The 13,526-nt window shown below is 48.4% G+C and carries 12 protein-coding genes; all 12 read left to right on the forward strand.

Going from position 1 to position 13,526, the window contains the following annotated elements; translation table 11 throughout:
• The first annotated feature begins 18 nt into the window (after nucleotides 1-18).
• The gene (locus C8U37_RS01910) at nucleotides 19-975 is read left to right on the forward strand and encodes a peptidoglycan bridge formation glycyltransferase FemA/FemB family protein (RefSeq protein ID WP_108031605.1); all 957 of its coding nucleotides are present in this window, start codon (nucleotides 19-21) and stop codon (nucleotides 973-975) included.
• A 20-nt stretch (nucleotides 976-995) separates the two neighbouring features.
• Complete coding sequence (locus C8U37_RS01915; protein WP_108031666.1) at nucleotides 996-1,964, forward strand: ATP-grasp domain-containing protein; 969 nt, start codon at nucleotides 996-998, stop codon at nucleotides 1,962-1,964.
• Between the two features lie 38 nt (nucleotides 1,965-2,002).
• Nucleotides 2,003-3,124, forward strand: coding sequence for a glycosyltransferase family 4 protein (locus tag C8U37_RS01920; protein WP_170100153.1), 1,122 nt, complete (start codon nucleotides 2,003-2,005; stop codon nucleotides 3,122-3,124).
• 24 nt (nucleotides 3,125-3,148) lie between these two features.
• Nucleotides 3,149-4,366 (forward strand): hypothetical protein, encoded by a 1,218-nt coding sequence (locus C8U37_RS01925; RefSeq protein ID WP_108031607.1) that lies wholly within the window; start codon nucleotides 3,149-3,151, stop codon nucleotides 4,364-4,366.
• 54 nt (nucleotides 4,367-4,420) lie between these two features.
• Nucleotides 4,421-5,896, forward strand: a complete 1,476-nt coding sequence (locus C8U37_RS01930; protein WP_245879741.1) for a lipopolysaccharide biosynthesis protein — start codon at nucleotides 4,421-4,423, stop codon at nucleotides 5,894-5,896.
• Between the two features lie 112 nt (nucleotides 5,897-6,008).
• Complete coding sequence (locus C8U37_RS01935) at nucleotides 6,009-7,829, forward strand: polysaccharide biosynthesis protein (protein WP_170100155.1); 1,821 nt, start codon at nucleotides 6,009-6,011, stop codon at nucleotides 7,827-7,829.
• Between the two features lie 33 nt (nucleotides 7,830-7,862).
• A complete protein-coding gene (locus C8U37_RS01940; protein WP_108031610.1) occupies nucleotides 7,863-8,489 on the forward strand; it encodes a hypothetical protein in 627 nt (208 codons plus the stop codon).
• Between the two features lie 52 nt (nucleotides 8,490-8,541).
• Nucleotides 8,542-9,693 carry a DegT/DnrJ/EryC1/StrS family aminotransferase gene (locus C8U37_RS01945; protein WP_108031667.1) on the forward strand — a complete coding sequence of 384 codons (1,152 nt, stop codon included), beginning with the start codon at nucleotides 8,542-8,544 and terminating at the stop codon, nucleotides 9,691-9,693.
• A 124-nt stretch (nucleotides 9,694-9,817) separates the two neighbouring features.
• Entirely contained in the window at nucleotides 9,818-10,867 is a 1,050-nt protein-coding gene (locus C8U37_RS01950) for a YveK family protein (protein WP_108031611.1), read from the forward strand.
• Nucleotides 10,867-11,595, forward strand: a complete 729-nt coding sequence (locus C8U37_RS01955; protein ID WP_108031612.1) for a CpsD/CapB family tyrosine-protein kinase — start codon at nucleotides 10,867-10,869, stop codon at nucleotides 11,593-11,595. The genes C8U37_RS01950 and C8U37_RS01955 overlap by 1 nt, the downstream gene beginning before the upstream one ends.
• Before the next feature lie 376 nt (nucleotides 11,596-11,971).
• A complete protein-coding gene (gene map / locus C8U37_RS01965; protein WP_108031614.1) occupies nucleotides 11,972-12,721 on the forward strand; it encodes a type I methionyl aminopeptidase in 750 nt (249 codons plus the stop codon).
• Nucleotides 12,722-12,788: 67 nt separating this feature from the next.
• The gene (locus tag C8U37_RS01970) at nucleotides 12,789-13,523 is read left to right on the forward strand and encodes a YveK family protein (RefSeq protein ID WP_108031615.1); all 735 of its coding nucleotides are present in this window, start codon (nucleotides 12,789-12,791) and stop codon (nucleotides 13,521-13,523) included.
• Nucleotides 13,524-13,526: the final 3 nt, after the last annotated feature.

Consider the following 13,526-nt stretch of genomic DNA (forward strand, 5'->3'; position numbering starts at 1 on the left):
CGATAAGGGGATGTGTTTATGAAAAGCATCTATATGGATAACCGCTGGGCAATGCTCCAACAGGAAAAAGAAAAAGGCAACGCGAGCATTTATGTTTTTGAAAAGGACGGCAGGAAGGTCGTTTATCCGTTCATCAAGAGGGCAGCCGGAACAGTTGACGGCGTCCAATATTTCGACTTGGTTACACCGAGGGGCGAAGCGGGCATACGATTCGAAAATTGCCGAACCGAAGACCTCGCAAAAATAGCTGCAGCCTTTGATGAAGCGTTCGCAAAGTACTGCGCCGAAGAAAAAATTGTGGCGGAATTCATCCGTTTTAGCCCATGGCATGACCATTACGCCGGCCTTACAGAAGTGTATGATCTGAATTTCCATGGCAATGTCTACTGCAATAATTTGACCTGTGATTTCTTTATGGAGGAATACCCATCCAATGAGAGGCAGAAAATAAGGAAAGCCGAAAGGATGGGGATGGAAGTCCAGTTCGGCAATGATGAATCGTTCATCGAGAATTTCCTGAATCTTTATTGCTACACCGAAGAACGTTTTGATGCCTGCGATTATTATCGACTGGACAAAGCGTTCGTCGGCAAATGCATCGCAATGTTCCCGGATGAAATGCTATTTGCGCAAGCGAATCTCGACGGGAAAGCCGTCTCGTCCACGATGTTTTTCCTTGGACCGGACATCGCCCATGGGATTTTCTGCGGAACCGACCAGCAGTACCGGAACACAAACGCCAACAAAGTGACCATGTATCATGCCGCGCTCTATGCTTCGGAACAAGGCAAGAAACTCTTTGACTGGGGCGGAGCGAAACAAGGGAGTCCGGTGGAAATGTTCAAAAAGCGCTGCACCAAGGAATTCCCATATTATCGCGGGACGAAGATCCGAGATGAAGCGATTTACGCGAAGTTAGTCGAACAGGCCGGTGGACCAAGAGAGAACTTTTTCCCTGCTTACAGGAAGGGCTGATACGGAAAGGAATGCGGCTGATGATGAATCTATTGATATTGAGCTGTGGAACTCGGAATAAGATTGTGCAAGCTTTCAAAAAGGAACTGGGGGACGCCGGGAAAGTATTCGCGACGGATTGCAGTGAACTGGCCCCGGCATTGTATGATGCGGACGACTATTTCATTGTGCCCAGAGAGGATGCGGAAGGATACCTGGAAGTCATCTTGTCGATATGCAAGGAAAACAAGGTCGCAGCGGTGCTATCGCTGATCGATCCGGAATTGAGTCTTTTGGCCGAAAACAGACAAAGATTTTTGGAAATCGGCACTTTGCCCATTATTTCGGGATATGAGGAAGTCGAAATGTGTTTCGACAAATACAGGATGTTTCGGTTTTTGCAGGAAAATGGCTTCAGGACGGTACAAAGCTATAGGGATAAAGCGGATTTCCAAGCCGCTGTCGCAACAGGGCAAGTGACATACCCAGTCTTTGTGAAGCCGGTGAAAGGGAGCGCCAGCATCAATATCAACAAAGCGTCATCTGAAGCGGAACTGGATCTGATGCTGAATCGGCATGAAGGGATGCTGATTCAGGAATTTATGGATGGAACCGAATATGGCGCAGATGTCTACATTGACATGATTTCCGGTGAAGTCGTCTCCATCTTCATCAAAGAAAAGATCAAGATGCGTGCGGGGGAGACGGATAAATCTGTCTCGGTAAAGGATGATGCGCTTTTCGGTATGATCAAACAAATGGCCGAAAAGGCGGGTTTCCGCGGCATCATCGACATTGATATTTTTCAGGTGGCAGGCCAATACTACCTCTCGGAAGTGAATCCACGTTTCGGCGGCGGCTATCCGCATGCCTATGCTTGCGGCATCAATGTTCCGAAGCTGATCTTCAACAACATTGCGGGCACGATAAACGAAGCAGCAATCGGCGACTATAAGGAAAATATCTACATGATGAAGTACAACGAAGTGAAGATCATGGATAGAAATTGATGCCATCGTCATTGCGGAGAGATCCGGGAGGAATTTTCATGAAGATTTTGTATGTTACAACCGTTTCCGGTACAATCAATGCATTTTTGGTTCCGCACATACACATGTTGCTGGATGCGGGGCATTCGGTGGATATGGCATGCAACGTAAATTATCCGATAAATGAGACTTTGTTGGACCGTGGCTGCCAGGTGTTCCAGCTGGAATTCCAACGTTCGCCGTTGAAGAAAGAAAATTATGGGGCGTATCATGGCCTGAAAAAATTGATAAAAAATGGGGAATATGATTGGGTGCACACGCATACGCCGGTGGCTTCCGCCTTGGCACGGCTGGCCTGCAAAGGGATTCCGGACGTGAAGGTCATCTACACGGTGCACGGTTTCCATTTCTTTGAAGGGGCATCGATGAAGAATTGGTTGCTTTACTATCCGATAGAGAAGCTGTTGGCTGGCGACACTGATGTGCTGATCACCATGAACGATGAGGATTACCAGAGGGCGAAGGGAAAATTAAGCACCAAAAAGGTTGAAATCGTGGATGGTGTAGGTGTTGATCTGGATCGGTTCGCTGTTCAGGAAAGTGCAGAAAAAAGGCGCATGCGCCAGGAATTCGGATTTGACGAAAATGCATTCATTTTGATGTATGCGGCCGCTTTATGCGATCGGAAACACCAAGATGTATTGATTGAAACGGCAGGGGAATTGGTGAAGGACATCCCGAACCTGAAGCTGCTGTTGTTGGGCAGAGGCCCCAATGAGGCGCGCTACCGGGAATTGATCCAGCAGCTGCATCTGGAGGACCATGTGGAACTGATGGGTTTCCGGTATGATGTCGACAGGATATTGCAGACGGTGGATGTCGCGGTTTCTTCATCCTGCCAGGAAGGATTGCCTGTAAATATCATGGAAGCCATGGCGACAGGGATCCCGTTGGTTGTCAGCAACTGCCGGGGCAACCGGGATCTGGTGAAGGACGGGGAGAACGGCTTTGTCATCCAGGATGATTCGCCGGAAATGTTCGCCGAAAAGATCCGGCGGCTTTATTCGGATGAAACGTTGCGATTGAGGATGAGTCAGGCCAACTTGGTGGAAATCCAAAAATACGCGACGGGAAACGTGCTGGAGGAAATGAAGGGAATCTATCAAGGGTTACTTTCTTAACGGAATGGAAGGGAGGTGTTCAGTTTGCGGATGCATCAGTATTTGTTCCTTTTGTTTTTATTGCTGAAACCTTTTTATTGGTTCTCTTCCGGAGGGCTGCAGATAGCGGACGTATTTTTCATCCTGTCTTTTGGCCTGTACGTGCTTTTCGTAAAAAAAGGTGAAAAAATCAGCATCGAGAAGAATGATAAATGGCTATTGTATTTTGTCGTCTGTATCGTTGCGATCAATTTGTTCTATGGCGTGTTACACGGGGAAACTAATTTCATTCGGGCGTCCCTTTACTATGTCTACAATCTGTTGGTTGTCCTGACATTCCGGGCATACGCTGAAGAACGGGATACTTTTTTGGTGAATGTGGCTCGGATCTGCAAAGTCAATTTGGTCCTGCAGCTGTTTTTTTACATCACCGGAATCGGGCGATACTTCGCGGCTTCCCGCTATATGGGCACATTCAACGACCCGAACCAGATGGCTTTTTTCGTTTACATTTCCTTGATGATGGCTTTCTTGATCAGTCGCATCCGAGGGGAAAAGCTTAGCTTGGTGTATCATGTCATCGCACTGGCGCTGATCTTCCTTACCGCTTCCGCTGGGATGCTGATGGGGATGGTGCTTTTTTACGGGTTTGAGGCGCTGCCGAAAGTCAAAATTTTCGCCCAACGCCAACACAGCGTAAGGGCTATACTGATAGGGACGACCTTCTTGGCTGCACTGGTGCTTTTCAGTCCGGAAATAGGTAATTGTATAGTCGATCTATCGGAATCAAGCATCGTCGAACGGGCGGAGGAGAAGTTGAGCAGAATGGGTGAAAGTGTGGCTGGTCCGACGAATATTGAGGAACGGGGCATTGATCGGCTCTACCTCTACCCCGAGAAACTCCTTTATGGGGCGGGAGAGGGCTTCCACGAGCGCTTCGAGCGATCCTATCTGGATGGCGAGGTTCATTCGACGCTGTTGAGTATTCTGTTCTATTATGGTACCTTGCCCACTGCAACGTTGCTGTATTGGTTCTACAAAAACATAGGCAGGCTGTCGGCAAGCAACATGGCTGTCGTGCTTTCTTTGTTGCTTGAAAGTTTGACGTTGCTGAACCAGCGTCAGTCATTATTCTGGATGATTTTCGTATTACTGAATGTGTTGTACAAAAAACAGGCTGCTGATAAAGAAACAGCGTTGATGCCGGAAGCCTTGAGTGCCGGACAACAGGAAAATGCCGCAACAGATATACTGTTCCGGTGATGCGACTGAGGGGCTGAAGCGCAGTAGCGGGAGGGGATGGAATTTTTGGGTGAAATGTCAATCAAAAAAGCGGCCGCAATCAATGCAGCCTCCAGATATTCTGCAGTCATCATGAACATCATTTTTACCGCCATTCTCTCGCGCATTTTAGTGCCGGACGACTATGGGATTGTGGCGGCCGTAATGGTTTTCACTACATTTTTCGAAAGATTATCGGATCTGGGATTTGGGGCGGCTGTCATCCAACAAAAAAAACTCAGCAAAGCGGATATCGATTCCATCTTTACCTTTACACTCTTTCTTGGGTTCATGTTGGCAGTGCTGTTCATGTTAGCGGGGTATCCCATTGCCCGCATCTATGATAGTGACGTCTATATCATGATCTGCATCATCCTCTCCTTATCCGTGTTTTTCAATACCATCAACATGGTTCCCAAAGCGGTATTGATGAAGGAAAAAAGATTTGCCCTCATCGGCATCCGGGTCATTGTCGTTGATATTGCAGGGTATGGTTTGGCCATTCTTTTGGCCTGGTTCGGGTTCAAGTATTACGCGCTCATCTGGCAATCGATTGCTTCCGCTTTTCTGAAATTCATGTGGAACAAACAGACTTCAAAAGTTAAAATCACAGTCCATATCAATTTTTCGGCAATCAAAGGGGTGGCGGCATTCAGCTTGTTTCAATTTGCCTCCAATCTGATGAATTATTTCGAACAGAATTTGGATAATCTGTTGATCGGTATTGTTTTGGGAAGCAAACCATTGGCCTTTTACGACATGGCATACAGAATAACGAAATACCCCGTCAATTTTACGGGTGGCATCATCGCGCCGGTTCTGCACCCTATGTTGTCTGAGTATCAGCATGCGAAAGAGGTCATTTACGCCAAGTACATGAAGATCCAGGAACTGATTTCAAAGGTTGCAGCATTCTGCATCCCGTTCTGTTTTTCTGCAGGTTATGAAATCATTTCCTTGCTCTATGGAAATCAATGGCTTCAGGCGGTCAAACCTTTCCAATATTTATCGACCGCCATTTATCCTATCTTGTTTGTATCCACCAGTAAAGCCATCTTCCAAAGCCTTGGGGACACCAAGACATTGTTTAAAGCCGGATGCATCAATGCCGTATTTACGGGCGTCCTCATCGTTATCGGCGTAAGGACCGGTAGCATCGAAACGATCGCTTTGCTTGTGGCAGTAGCGAATTGGGGAAATATGTTCACTACGATAACGATCCTGATGACGAAAGGGTTCCATAAATCACCATTTGGATTTCTGGCCCATTTTTCGAAGGACCTGCTGGCTATCGTGATCATGGTGATCATCCTCGAATTGGTGACGCCATACGTCCCCCTCACTAATCTGCTCTTATCGTTCGGATTCAAGTTGTTTTTGACAATGGCTCTTTATGGGGCCTATTTATGGGTCACGAAAGGATATGAACCGTTTGTATCGCTTTTGAGCGGCTTGTTAAAAAAGAGGGGGAAGGCTCCAGCGATGGAAAAGATACACAAAGAAGAAGAATGAGGGTGCACGATGCGGATTAGGGATGAGGCGTTTTTACTCATCAGGGTTGAGCGGGTCCGTTCAGCCGTTCGGTTGCAAAACGAAATCTATTTTTGATTGGATGGTGAATAAAATGAAAGCGTTATCTTGTAGGAAGAAAGCCATCTTGCTTATGCTGGCGGACACAGCCTGCATTGTGTTTGCGGCATTGTTGGCGTACTGGCTATTGGCAAACTACATCAGCCCGCCGACCGTCTTCTATTTCATGATGATCGGGATCACAGCCGGCATTTACCTTTTGGTTGGAGGCAGTCGGCATCTGTTTGCGAACATCCCCGACTACACCGGCGTCAATGAAATCGTCAGTACTGTCCGAACACTGAGCATCGCCTTCCTGCTGTCGGCGATCATTTCCACCGGCTTGATCCGCCTGGTCAGTATGCGTTACATCCTGTTGATGTATTTCTTTTCCATGACATTCATCCCCGGTATCCGGATCATTTGGCGCGGCGTCCACGAATATAAAGAGGGGGTCACCCAAGGAATGCGCACCGAGGACAAAGGGAAAATCCGAACCTTGGTTGTCGGTGCAGGCGAAGGAGGGAGCATCTTCATTTCCAGTCTGATGCGGCGCCCGAATGCAATCGAAATCGTCGGCATCGTCGACCAGGATGATAGCAAGCAACGTTCCCGTCTGATGGATATACCGGTTTTAGGCAAGGAAGAGGATATCCCTGATCTCGTGAATGAACTGCACATCGATCAGGTGACGATTGCCATACCTTCTTTGACGGCAAACGATATGGAACGCATTCTGGACATCTGCAACCAGGCTGGGGTGAAAGTCAATCAGATGCCGAAGATAGAGGACGTCATGATGGGCAAACTGTCCGTGAACCGCTTCCGCGATCTCGATGTCTGCGACCTTTTGGGCAGGGATGAGGTGACACTGGACAACGATCTGATTTGCGACAAAATCAAAGGCAAGACGATTCTTATCAGCGGTGCCGGTGGTTCCATCGGGTCGGAAATCTGCCGCCAAGTGGCGCGGTTCGAGCCGGAAAGCATCATCCTATTGGGCCATGGGGAAAACTCAATTTACCAGATCCACAAGGAATTGTCGGGCCGATACGGAAACGCCATCACCATCGTGCCGGTCATCGCGGATGTTCAGGATCGGAAACGGATATTCCATGTAATGGAACAATACCGTCCCGACTATGTCTTCCATGCTGCGGCGCATAAACATGTCCCTTTGATGGAGTGGAATCCACTCGAAGCGGTGAAGAACAACGTCTTCGGCAGCAAGAACATGGCAGAAGCCGCCAAAGCAGCGGGTGTGGGGAGCTTCATTATGATTTCGACGGACAAGGCGGTGCGGCCGACCAATGTCATGGGTTCGACGAAACGCTTGGCGGAGATGATCGTGACCGCGCTGAATGAGCCGGGCCAGACCAATTTTGCGGCCGTCCGCTTCGGCAATGTGCTGGGAAGCCGCGGCAGCGTCATCCCGCTGTTCAAGGATCAGATTGCGAAAGGCGGACCGGTCACAGTGACCGATTTCCGCATGATCCGCTACTTCATGACCATCCCGGAGGCGAGCCGTCTGGTCATCCAGGCCGGGGTACTGGCCCGCGGCGGGGAGATTTTCATTCTGGATATGGGCGAGCCCGTCAAAATACACGATTTGGCCAAAAAGATGATCAAACTTTCCGGCTACACAGAGGAAGAAATCCCGATCATCGAGACCGGCATCCGGCCGGGCGAAAAAATATACGAAGAACTGCTGGCCGACCGGAGCGCACTCGAACGGAAAGTACATGACAAGATCTTTGTCGGTAAGGCGTCCCACTATCCTCTGGAGGAAACGGTCGCTTTCGCGGCCAACCTGGAAAATCTGCCTGCAGAAGAAGTCAAGTCTACCCTGATAAATTATGCCTGCAGACACCAATAAATGCATTCATGCGATGGAAAAGGGGACTTGGCCATGTATATATTAAAATCTCAAAAATACGCCAGCAAAGATAATTATGTCGAAGTGCTGGGGATGCCTTCATCAGGGAAAACAACCTTAGTCGGAAATATGAAAAAAAATGATCCGGGATCAATCGATGTAAATGCAAGCTTGCCTAAGAGCAAGTTCGGCAGACAAGCCATTAAGCTTCTGTATATGGCACAGTTGTTTATGCGATCTCCGAGGGCTTTCGTGCGGGATACAAAAATCATACTGTCATCTGGACAGAAAAATACAAAGGATTTGTATTCGGTTTTGTCCAACTGGCATTTGAATGCGCGTTTGTATGCTTTGAAGAACGATGCGGATCACTTATACATTTGGGATCAAGGACTTTTTCAAGCTGTCTGGTCCATCTATTTTTGCGGCTCCAAAGAATTCGATGCCATCGAATTGTTCGAAAATAAACTGTTGCCCGGTAAGGTTCATTTCGCTGATGCAAGTGATGCTGAGTTGGTCAGACGTTCCCGCAACAGGAGCCGCCGAATGCGTCTGAATTACTTGAATCAGGGTGAGCTTGAAAAGGGGCGATATGCGTTGGAAAAAACTATGCATTTGATCGAAGAAATAGGCTACATTGAAAAACAAGAATCGACTTAGTCGAGGAAGTGCGAATGCTTTCCGCCCTGCTTGAAAGGAGAGGAACATGTTGATGAAGAACGACAAAAAGATACTGCTGGCTTCCCCGCACATGTCCGGATTGGAAATGCCTTACATAAAAGAAGCCTTCGAAACTAATTGGATCGCACCATTGGGGCCGAACGTCACCGGTTTTGAAGAGGAAATCTGCGCTTATACTGGTGCGAGTTATGCGGACGCACTGTCTTCCGGAACGGCCGCCATCCATATGGGCTTGATGTATTTGGGTGTCAGGAAAGGGGATGTCGTTTTTTGCCCATCCTTGACCTTCTCGGCTTCGGCCAATCCGATCATCTATCAGGGCGCGACACCCGTGTTCATCGATTCGGAACGGGAATCCTGGAATATGTCGCCTCAGGCTCTGGAGAAAGCCTTTGACAAATATCCCAATCCCAAAGCGATTATTGTCGTGAATCTGTATGGCCAATCCGCTGATTTTGATCGCATCAAGGCCATCGCGGATGCGCACGGCGTTCCGATTCTGGAGGATGCAGCCGAAAGCTTAGGCGCTACCTACAAAGGCAAGCAGACCGGCACGATCGGCGCTATCGGAATCTACTCCTTCAACGGTAACAAAATCATCACGACTTCCGGTGGGGGAATGCTGGTGGCGAACGAAAAGTGCGTCATCGACAAGGTGACGTTCTGGGCGACACAGTCGAAGGAAAACGCCCCTTATTATCAGCACAAGGAAATCGGATATAATTATCGGATGAGTAATGTCGTGGCCGGTATCGGCCGTGGACAACTGAAGGTGCTTGATCAGCGCATCGCGAAGAAAAAATACATTTTTGAGTACTATAAGGAAGCTTTCCGTGATTTGGATGAGTTGGAAATGATGCCGATTGCGCCTTACGGGGAGCCAAACTACTGGCTCAGCTGCGCGACCATCAATCCGGAATGCGAAGTGCGTCCGAAGGCTTTGCTCGATTATCTTGCGGCGAAGCATATCGAAGGCAGGGCAATCTGGAAGCCGATGCATCTGCAACCAGTATTCAAAGGTTCACCGTTCTTCAATCACAACCCTGAAGAGCCGAGTGTTTCGGAGGATATCTTTACGCGCGGATTATGCCTGCCGTCGGACACGAAGATGACGGATGCCGATCTGGACCGGATCGTGACGCGAATCAATTGGTTCTTCGGAGCGGCATCATCGCGTTATTGAGCACATCTAATTTTTTCTTAAATAATGATTCGTGGTATAATGTAAACGTATACAAGAGATGTGTTGCACATAGTCGTTTTTGAGAGGGAAAGGGATCACAAGCCAAACATGCGGAGGGGAGAACATGAAAGAAGAAGTTTCTTTGAGGGACCTAACAGCATTAATCAAACAAAGATTGGGGATGATCATCAGCATTGGCATCATGGGCCTGTTGCTTGCGGCGGCGTATACTTTTTTATGGGTGACGCCTTTGTACGAATCGAGGACGCAACTATTGGTGAATCGTGCGGATGCCATGGATGGACTGGTGCTGAATGACATCGATTCGAATGTGCAGATGATCAACACCTACAAGGATATCATCCTGGGCCCCGTCATCCTGGGCAACGTAAAAGAGCAGCTTGAACTTGATTATACTGACGAAGAATTGGCTGATATGGTGTTCATCAGCGCGAATGAGGAATCGCAGGTCTTCTCCCTGGCGGTCACTTCCCCCGATCCGGAGGAAGCTGCCTCGATAGCCAACGAAATCGCGGCTACATTTCAGATCAATGTCTTAGAGATCATGAACATCGAAAACGTGAAAATCATCTCCGCGGCAGTAGCGGACAGCGAATCGATATCCCCCAACATCCTGAACAATCTCTTGATTGGGTTGGGTGTCGGGCTTTTGGCCGGTTTTGGAGCAGCGATGATGCGTTATGCGATGGCGAAGACCATCGATGATCAGAAGTATATTATTCAAACAATCGGTTGGCCGAATCTAGGAGCTATTTCCGAACTCAGCAAAGAAGAAAAGACGGCAATCGCGAACATGCAGAAACAAAAAGCGGCAGCAGCGAAAGCGCTCAATGAAGCGGAGATGCCGATTGTTGGCGAATTTTCCGAAGCTGCAACAATGACAAAGATGAAACGGATACCTGATGAAAAACCATCTGTCATATCCGAACAAGTACCAGCAGAAGAGCAAGTGCATTCTGTCATCGCAGCGATACCGGGAAAAAATGAAGTACCTAAGATAAAGCCAAAACAACAGTCTGCTGCACATGCAGGTACGAGCCGTGAGCGGCTTGTGACCGTAGCGGACATGACCAAACAGAAAATCGACGTCATCCTTCAGAATAGTGACGTCAGCCAGACCATGGATGTCGGCAATAAAAGGGGGAAGCGATGATGGTGGAGGCAACAAAAAAGAAAACCAAAAAAACGAAAAAGTCGAGCCGCACGCATGGTCTCATCACTTTGGCCATGCCGAACTCCCCAGTCTCGGAACAGTTCCGGACGCTCAGAACCAACATCCAATTTTCGATGATTGATAAAAAGCTGAAGTCACTGGCTGTCCTCTCAGCTACGCCGGCGGCCGGCAAGTCAACTGTGGCCGCGAACTTGGCGGTGACTTTTGCTTTGCAAGGAAACCAAGTTCTGTTGGTGGACTGCGATTTACGTAGGCCATCTGTTCACCGTGAATTCGGAATACTCAACAACGAAGGCCTGACGAATTTGTTGGCCAATCATGTCGGCAAGGGCATTGATGATTATCTGCATACATCTGAAGTTCCGGGACTGTCCATCCTGACTGGCGGACCGGTGCCGCCGAATCCGGCAGAATTACTGTCCAGCAATCGGATGAAGCAACTGGAAATGGATGCAGCGGAACGGTTTGATCTGGTGATCTATGATACACCGCCATTGTTGGGTTTCACCGATGGACAAATCTTGTCCGGCCGGGTTGACGGTACCATCTTCGTCGTGCACTTTGGTGAGGACATGAAAGAGGATGTCTTGAAGGCCGCGGATTCGTTGAAGATGGTCAATGCCAACGTGTTGGGCGTCGTCTACAACCGTGCTCCAGGCGGCCAAAAAGAGCACAGCTATTATTATGGCTACCAAGATGAAGAATGATTTAAGTATATGGATGCGGATGTATGCGTTAAAGACAGAACAGGACGGTCTCGGATGAGGTCGTCTTTTTTGCTGTACAATCAGCGCTGTCCGTTTGGCGGTCTCAGCTCCGGGGAGAGAGGGTCTCCCCGGAGTTCGCATCCCCCGAAAAGCCGCATCTCCGATGAGGCGTCCCTCGCCGGAGGAGAGCCGCCGGATACCACCGCAACGCCGGATAAGCCGTCGCTGACCGGAGGAGCCGGTTCCCACATATACCTCAGCTCCGGCCAAGCTTCCGGGCAGCCAGGAATTTCATCACTGAAAAAAATATTTAGCCATCCCCCTCATTTAATGTATAATGAAAAAGAATACTTTATAGGAAGAGGACAGGATAAATATGATAACTTTAAAATCTGAACGCGAAATTCAAGCTATGGAAGAGTCTGGAGCGATTTTGGCGGGTGTCCATGAGGAATTGCGCGGTTTCATCAAGCCGGGCTTGACTACGATGGAGATCAATAACTTTGTGCAGTCGCGCATCGAAGCGGCTGGCGCCATCTGCGAACAAATCGGTTTCGAGGGGTACGAGTTTGCGACTTGTACGAGCGTCAACGACGAAATTTGCCATGGCTTCCCGGGCAAATATGTACTGAAGAACGGCGATTTGATCAAGGTCGATACGGTCGTGAACTACAAAGGTGCCATGTCCGATTCATGCTGGAGTTATGTGGTCGGCGAAGCTACACCGGAAGTGAAACGTCTGATGGAAGTGACCGAGAAAGCATTGTATCTAGGCATCGAGCAGGCGAAAGCAGGCAACCGTGTGGGTGATATCGGCCATGCAATCCAAACTTACGTCGAAAGCGAAGGTTTCTCTGTTGTCCGCGAGTTCATCGGCCACGGCATCGGACCGACGATGCACGAAAGCCCGTCCATTCCGCATTACGGTGATGCCGGTAAAGGATTGCGCTTGAAAGAAGGAATGACGATTACGATCGAGCCGATGGTCAATACAGGCGTTTGGAAGTCCAAAATGGACGATAACGGCTGGACTGCCCGCACAAAAGACGGCGGCTTGAGCTGCCAATTTGAGCATACGATCGCGATCACCAAAGAAGGCGCGAAAGTATTGACGCAACAAAAATAATGAATACAGGGACAACTGGCATATTGTATCTTTTTTAGCCCATCTCACATTTACTGGAGGGACATTTATGGAAGAAGAAATTTCATTAGGCGAGATATTCGCAATCCTGAAGCAGCGTATTTTTTTAATTACTATTTTGGCATTTTTTGGGCTTTTGGTTTCAGCTTTGTACACTTTTTTTGCAGTGACCCCGACATATGACGCAACAACCCAAATGTTGGTGAATCATAAGTCTGATACACTCAGTGAAATTCAGCTTGAGGACATCAATACGAATGTGCAGATGATCAGTACATACAAAGACATCATCAAAGGGCCAGTGATTTTGAAAGAGGTCCAAGAAAAATTGGAGCCTAACTACAGCGTTGGGCAATTAGCCAGTATGATATCCATCAGCTCGAATTCAGATTCACAGGTATTTTCTTTGACAGTCACCACGACGAGTCCGACTGAAGCAGCCAACATTGCAAATGAGATTGCAGAGACCTTCCAAACAAGCATCGGAAAAATCATGAACGTCGAAAACGTCACGGTTATTTCGGAAGCCACCGTCAATTCCAATCCAATCTCGCCGAACGTGCCAATGAACCTAGTGCTAGGATTGCTGGTCGGAACCATGCTGGGTGTAGGCATCGCCTTCTTGCAAACTTTCATGGACAATACGCTGAAGGACAACCAATTCATTTCGCAGAAGATCGGCTGGCTGGACCTCGGCGTCGTATCAGAGATAAAAAAGGAAGAATTCACAGCAATAACCCAGTTTAATGCGCTGGAAACGGCAAATGATCGAATCGGAGGCTAAAGC

This window comes from Trichococcus patagoniensis (assembly GCF_003051085.1).
In the GTDB taxonomy this organism is placed as follows: domain Bacteria; phylum Bacillota; class Bacilli; order Lactobacillales; family Aerococcaceae; genus Trichococcus; species Trichococcus patagoniensis.

Bases quoted from the DNA above. Each gene is read 5' to 3' on its own strand.
- C8U37_RS01955 (WP_108031612.1), top strand. From the start codon at position 10,867: ATGGTGGAGGCAACAAAAAAGAAAACCAAAAAAACGAAAAAGTCGAGC.
- C8U37_RS01940 (WP_108031610.1), top strand. From the start codon at position 7,863: ATGTATATATTAAAATCTCAAAAATACGCCAGCAAAGATAATTATGTC.
- C8U37_RS01950 (WP_108031611.1), top strand. From the start codon at position 9,818: ATGAAAGAAGAAGTTTCTTTGAGGGACCTAACAGCATTAATCAAACAA.
- C8U37_RS01935 (WP_170100155.1), top strand. From the start codon at position 6,009: ATGAAAGCGTTATCTTGTAGGAAGAAAGCCATCTTGCTTATGCTGGCG.
- C8U37_RS01915 (WP_108031666.1), top strand. From the start codon at position 996: ATGATGAATCTATTGATATTGAGCTGTGGAACTCGGAATAAGATTGTG.
- map (WP_108031614.1), top strand. From the start codon at position 11,972: ATGATAACTTTAAAATCTGAACGCGAAATTCAAGCTATGGAAGAGTCT.
- C8U37_RS01920 (WP_170100153.1), top strand. From the start codon at position 2,003: ATGAAGATTTTGTATGTTACAACCGTTTCCGGTACAATCAATGCATTT.
- C8U37_RS01930 (WP_245879741.1), top strand. From the start codon at position 4,421: ATGTCAATCAAAAAAGCGGCCGCAATCAATGCAGCCTCCAGATATTCT.
- C8U37_RS01945 (WP_108031667.1), top strand. From the start codon at position 8,542: ATGAAGAACGACAAAAAGATACTGCTGGCTTCCCCGCACATGTCCGGA.
- C8U37_RS01970 (WP_108031615.1), top strand. From the start codon at position 12,789: ATGGAAGAAGAAATTTCATTAGGCGAGATATTCGCAATCCTGAAGCAG.
- C8U37_RS01910 (WP_108031605.1), top strand. From the start codon at position 19: ATGAAAAGCATCTATATGGATAACCGCTGGGCAATGCTCCAACAGGAA.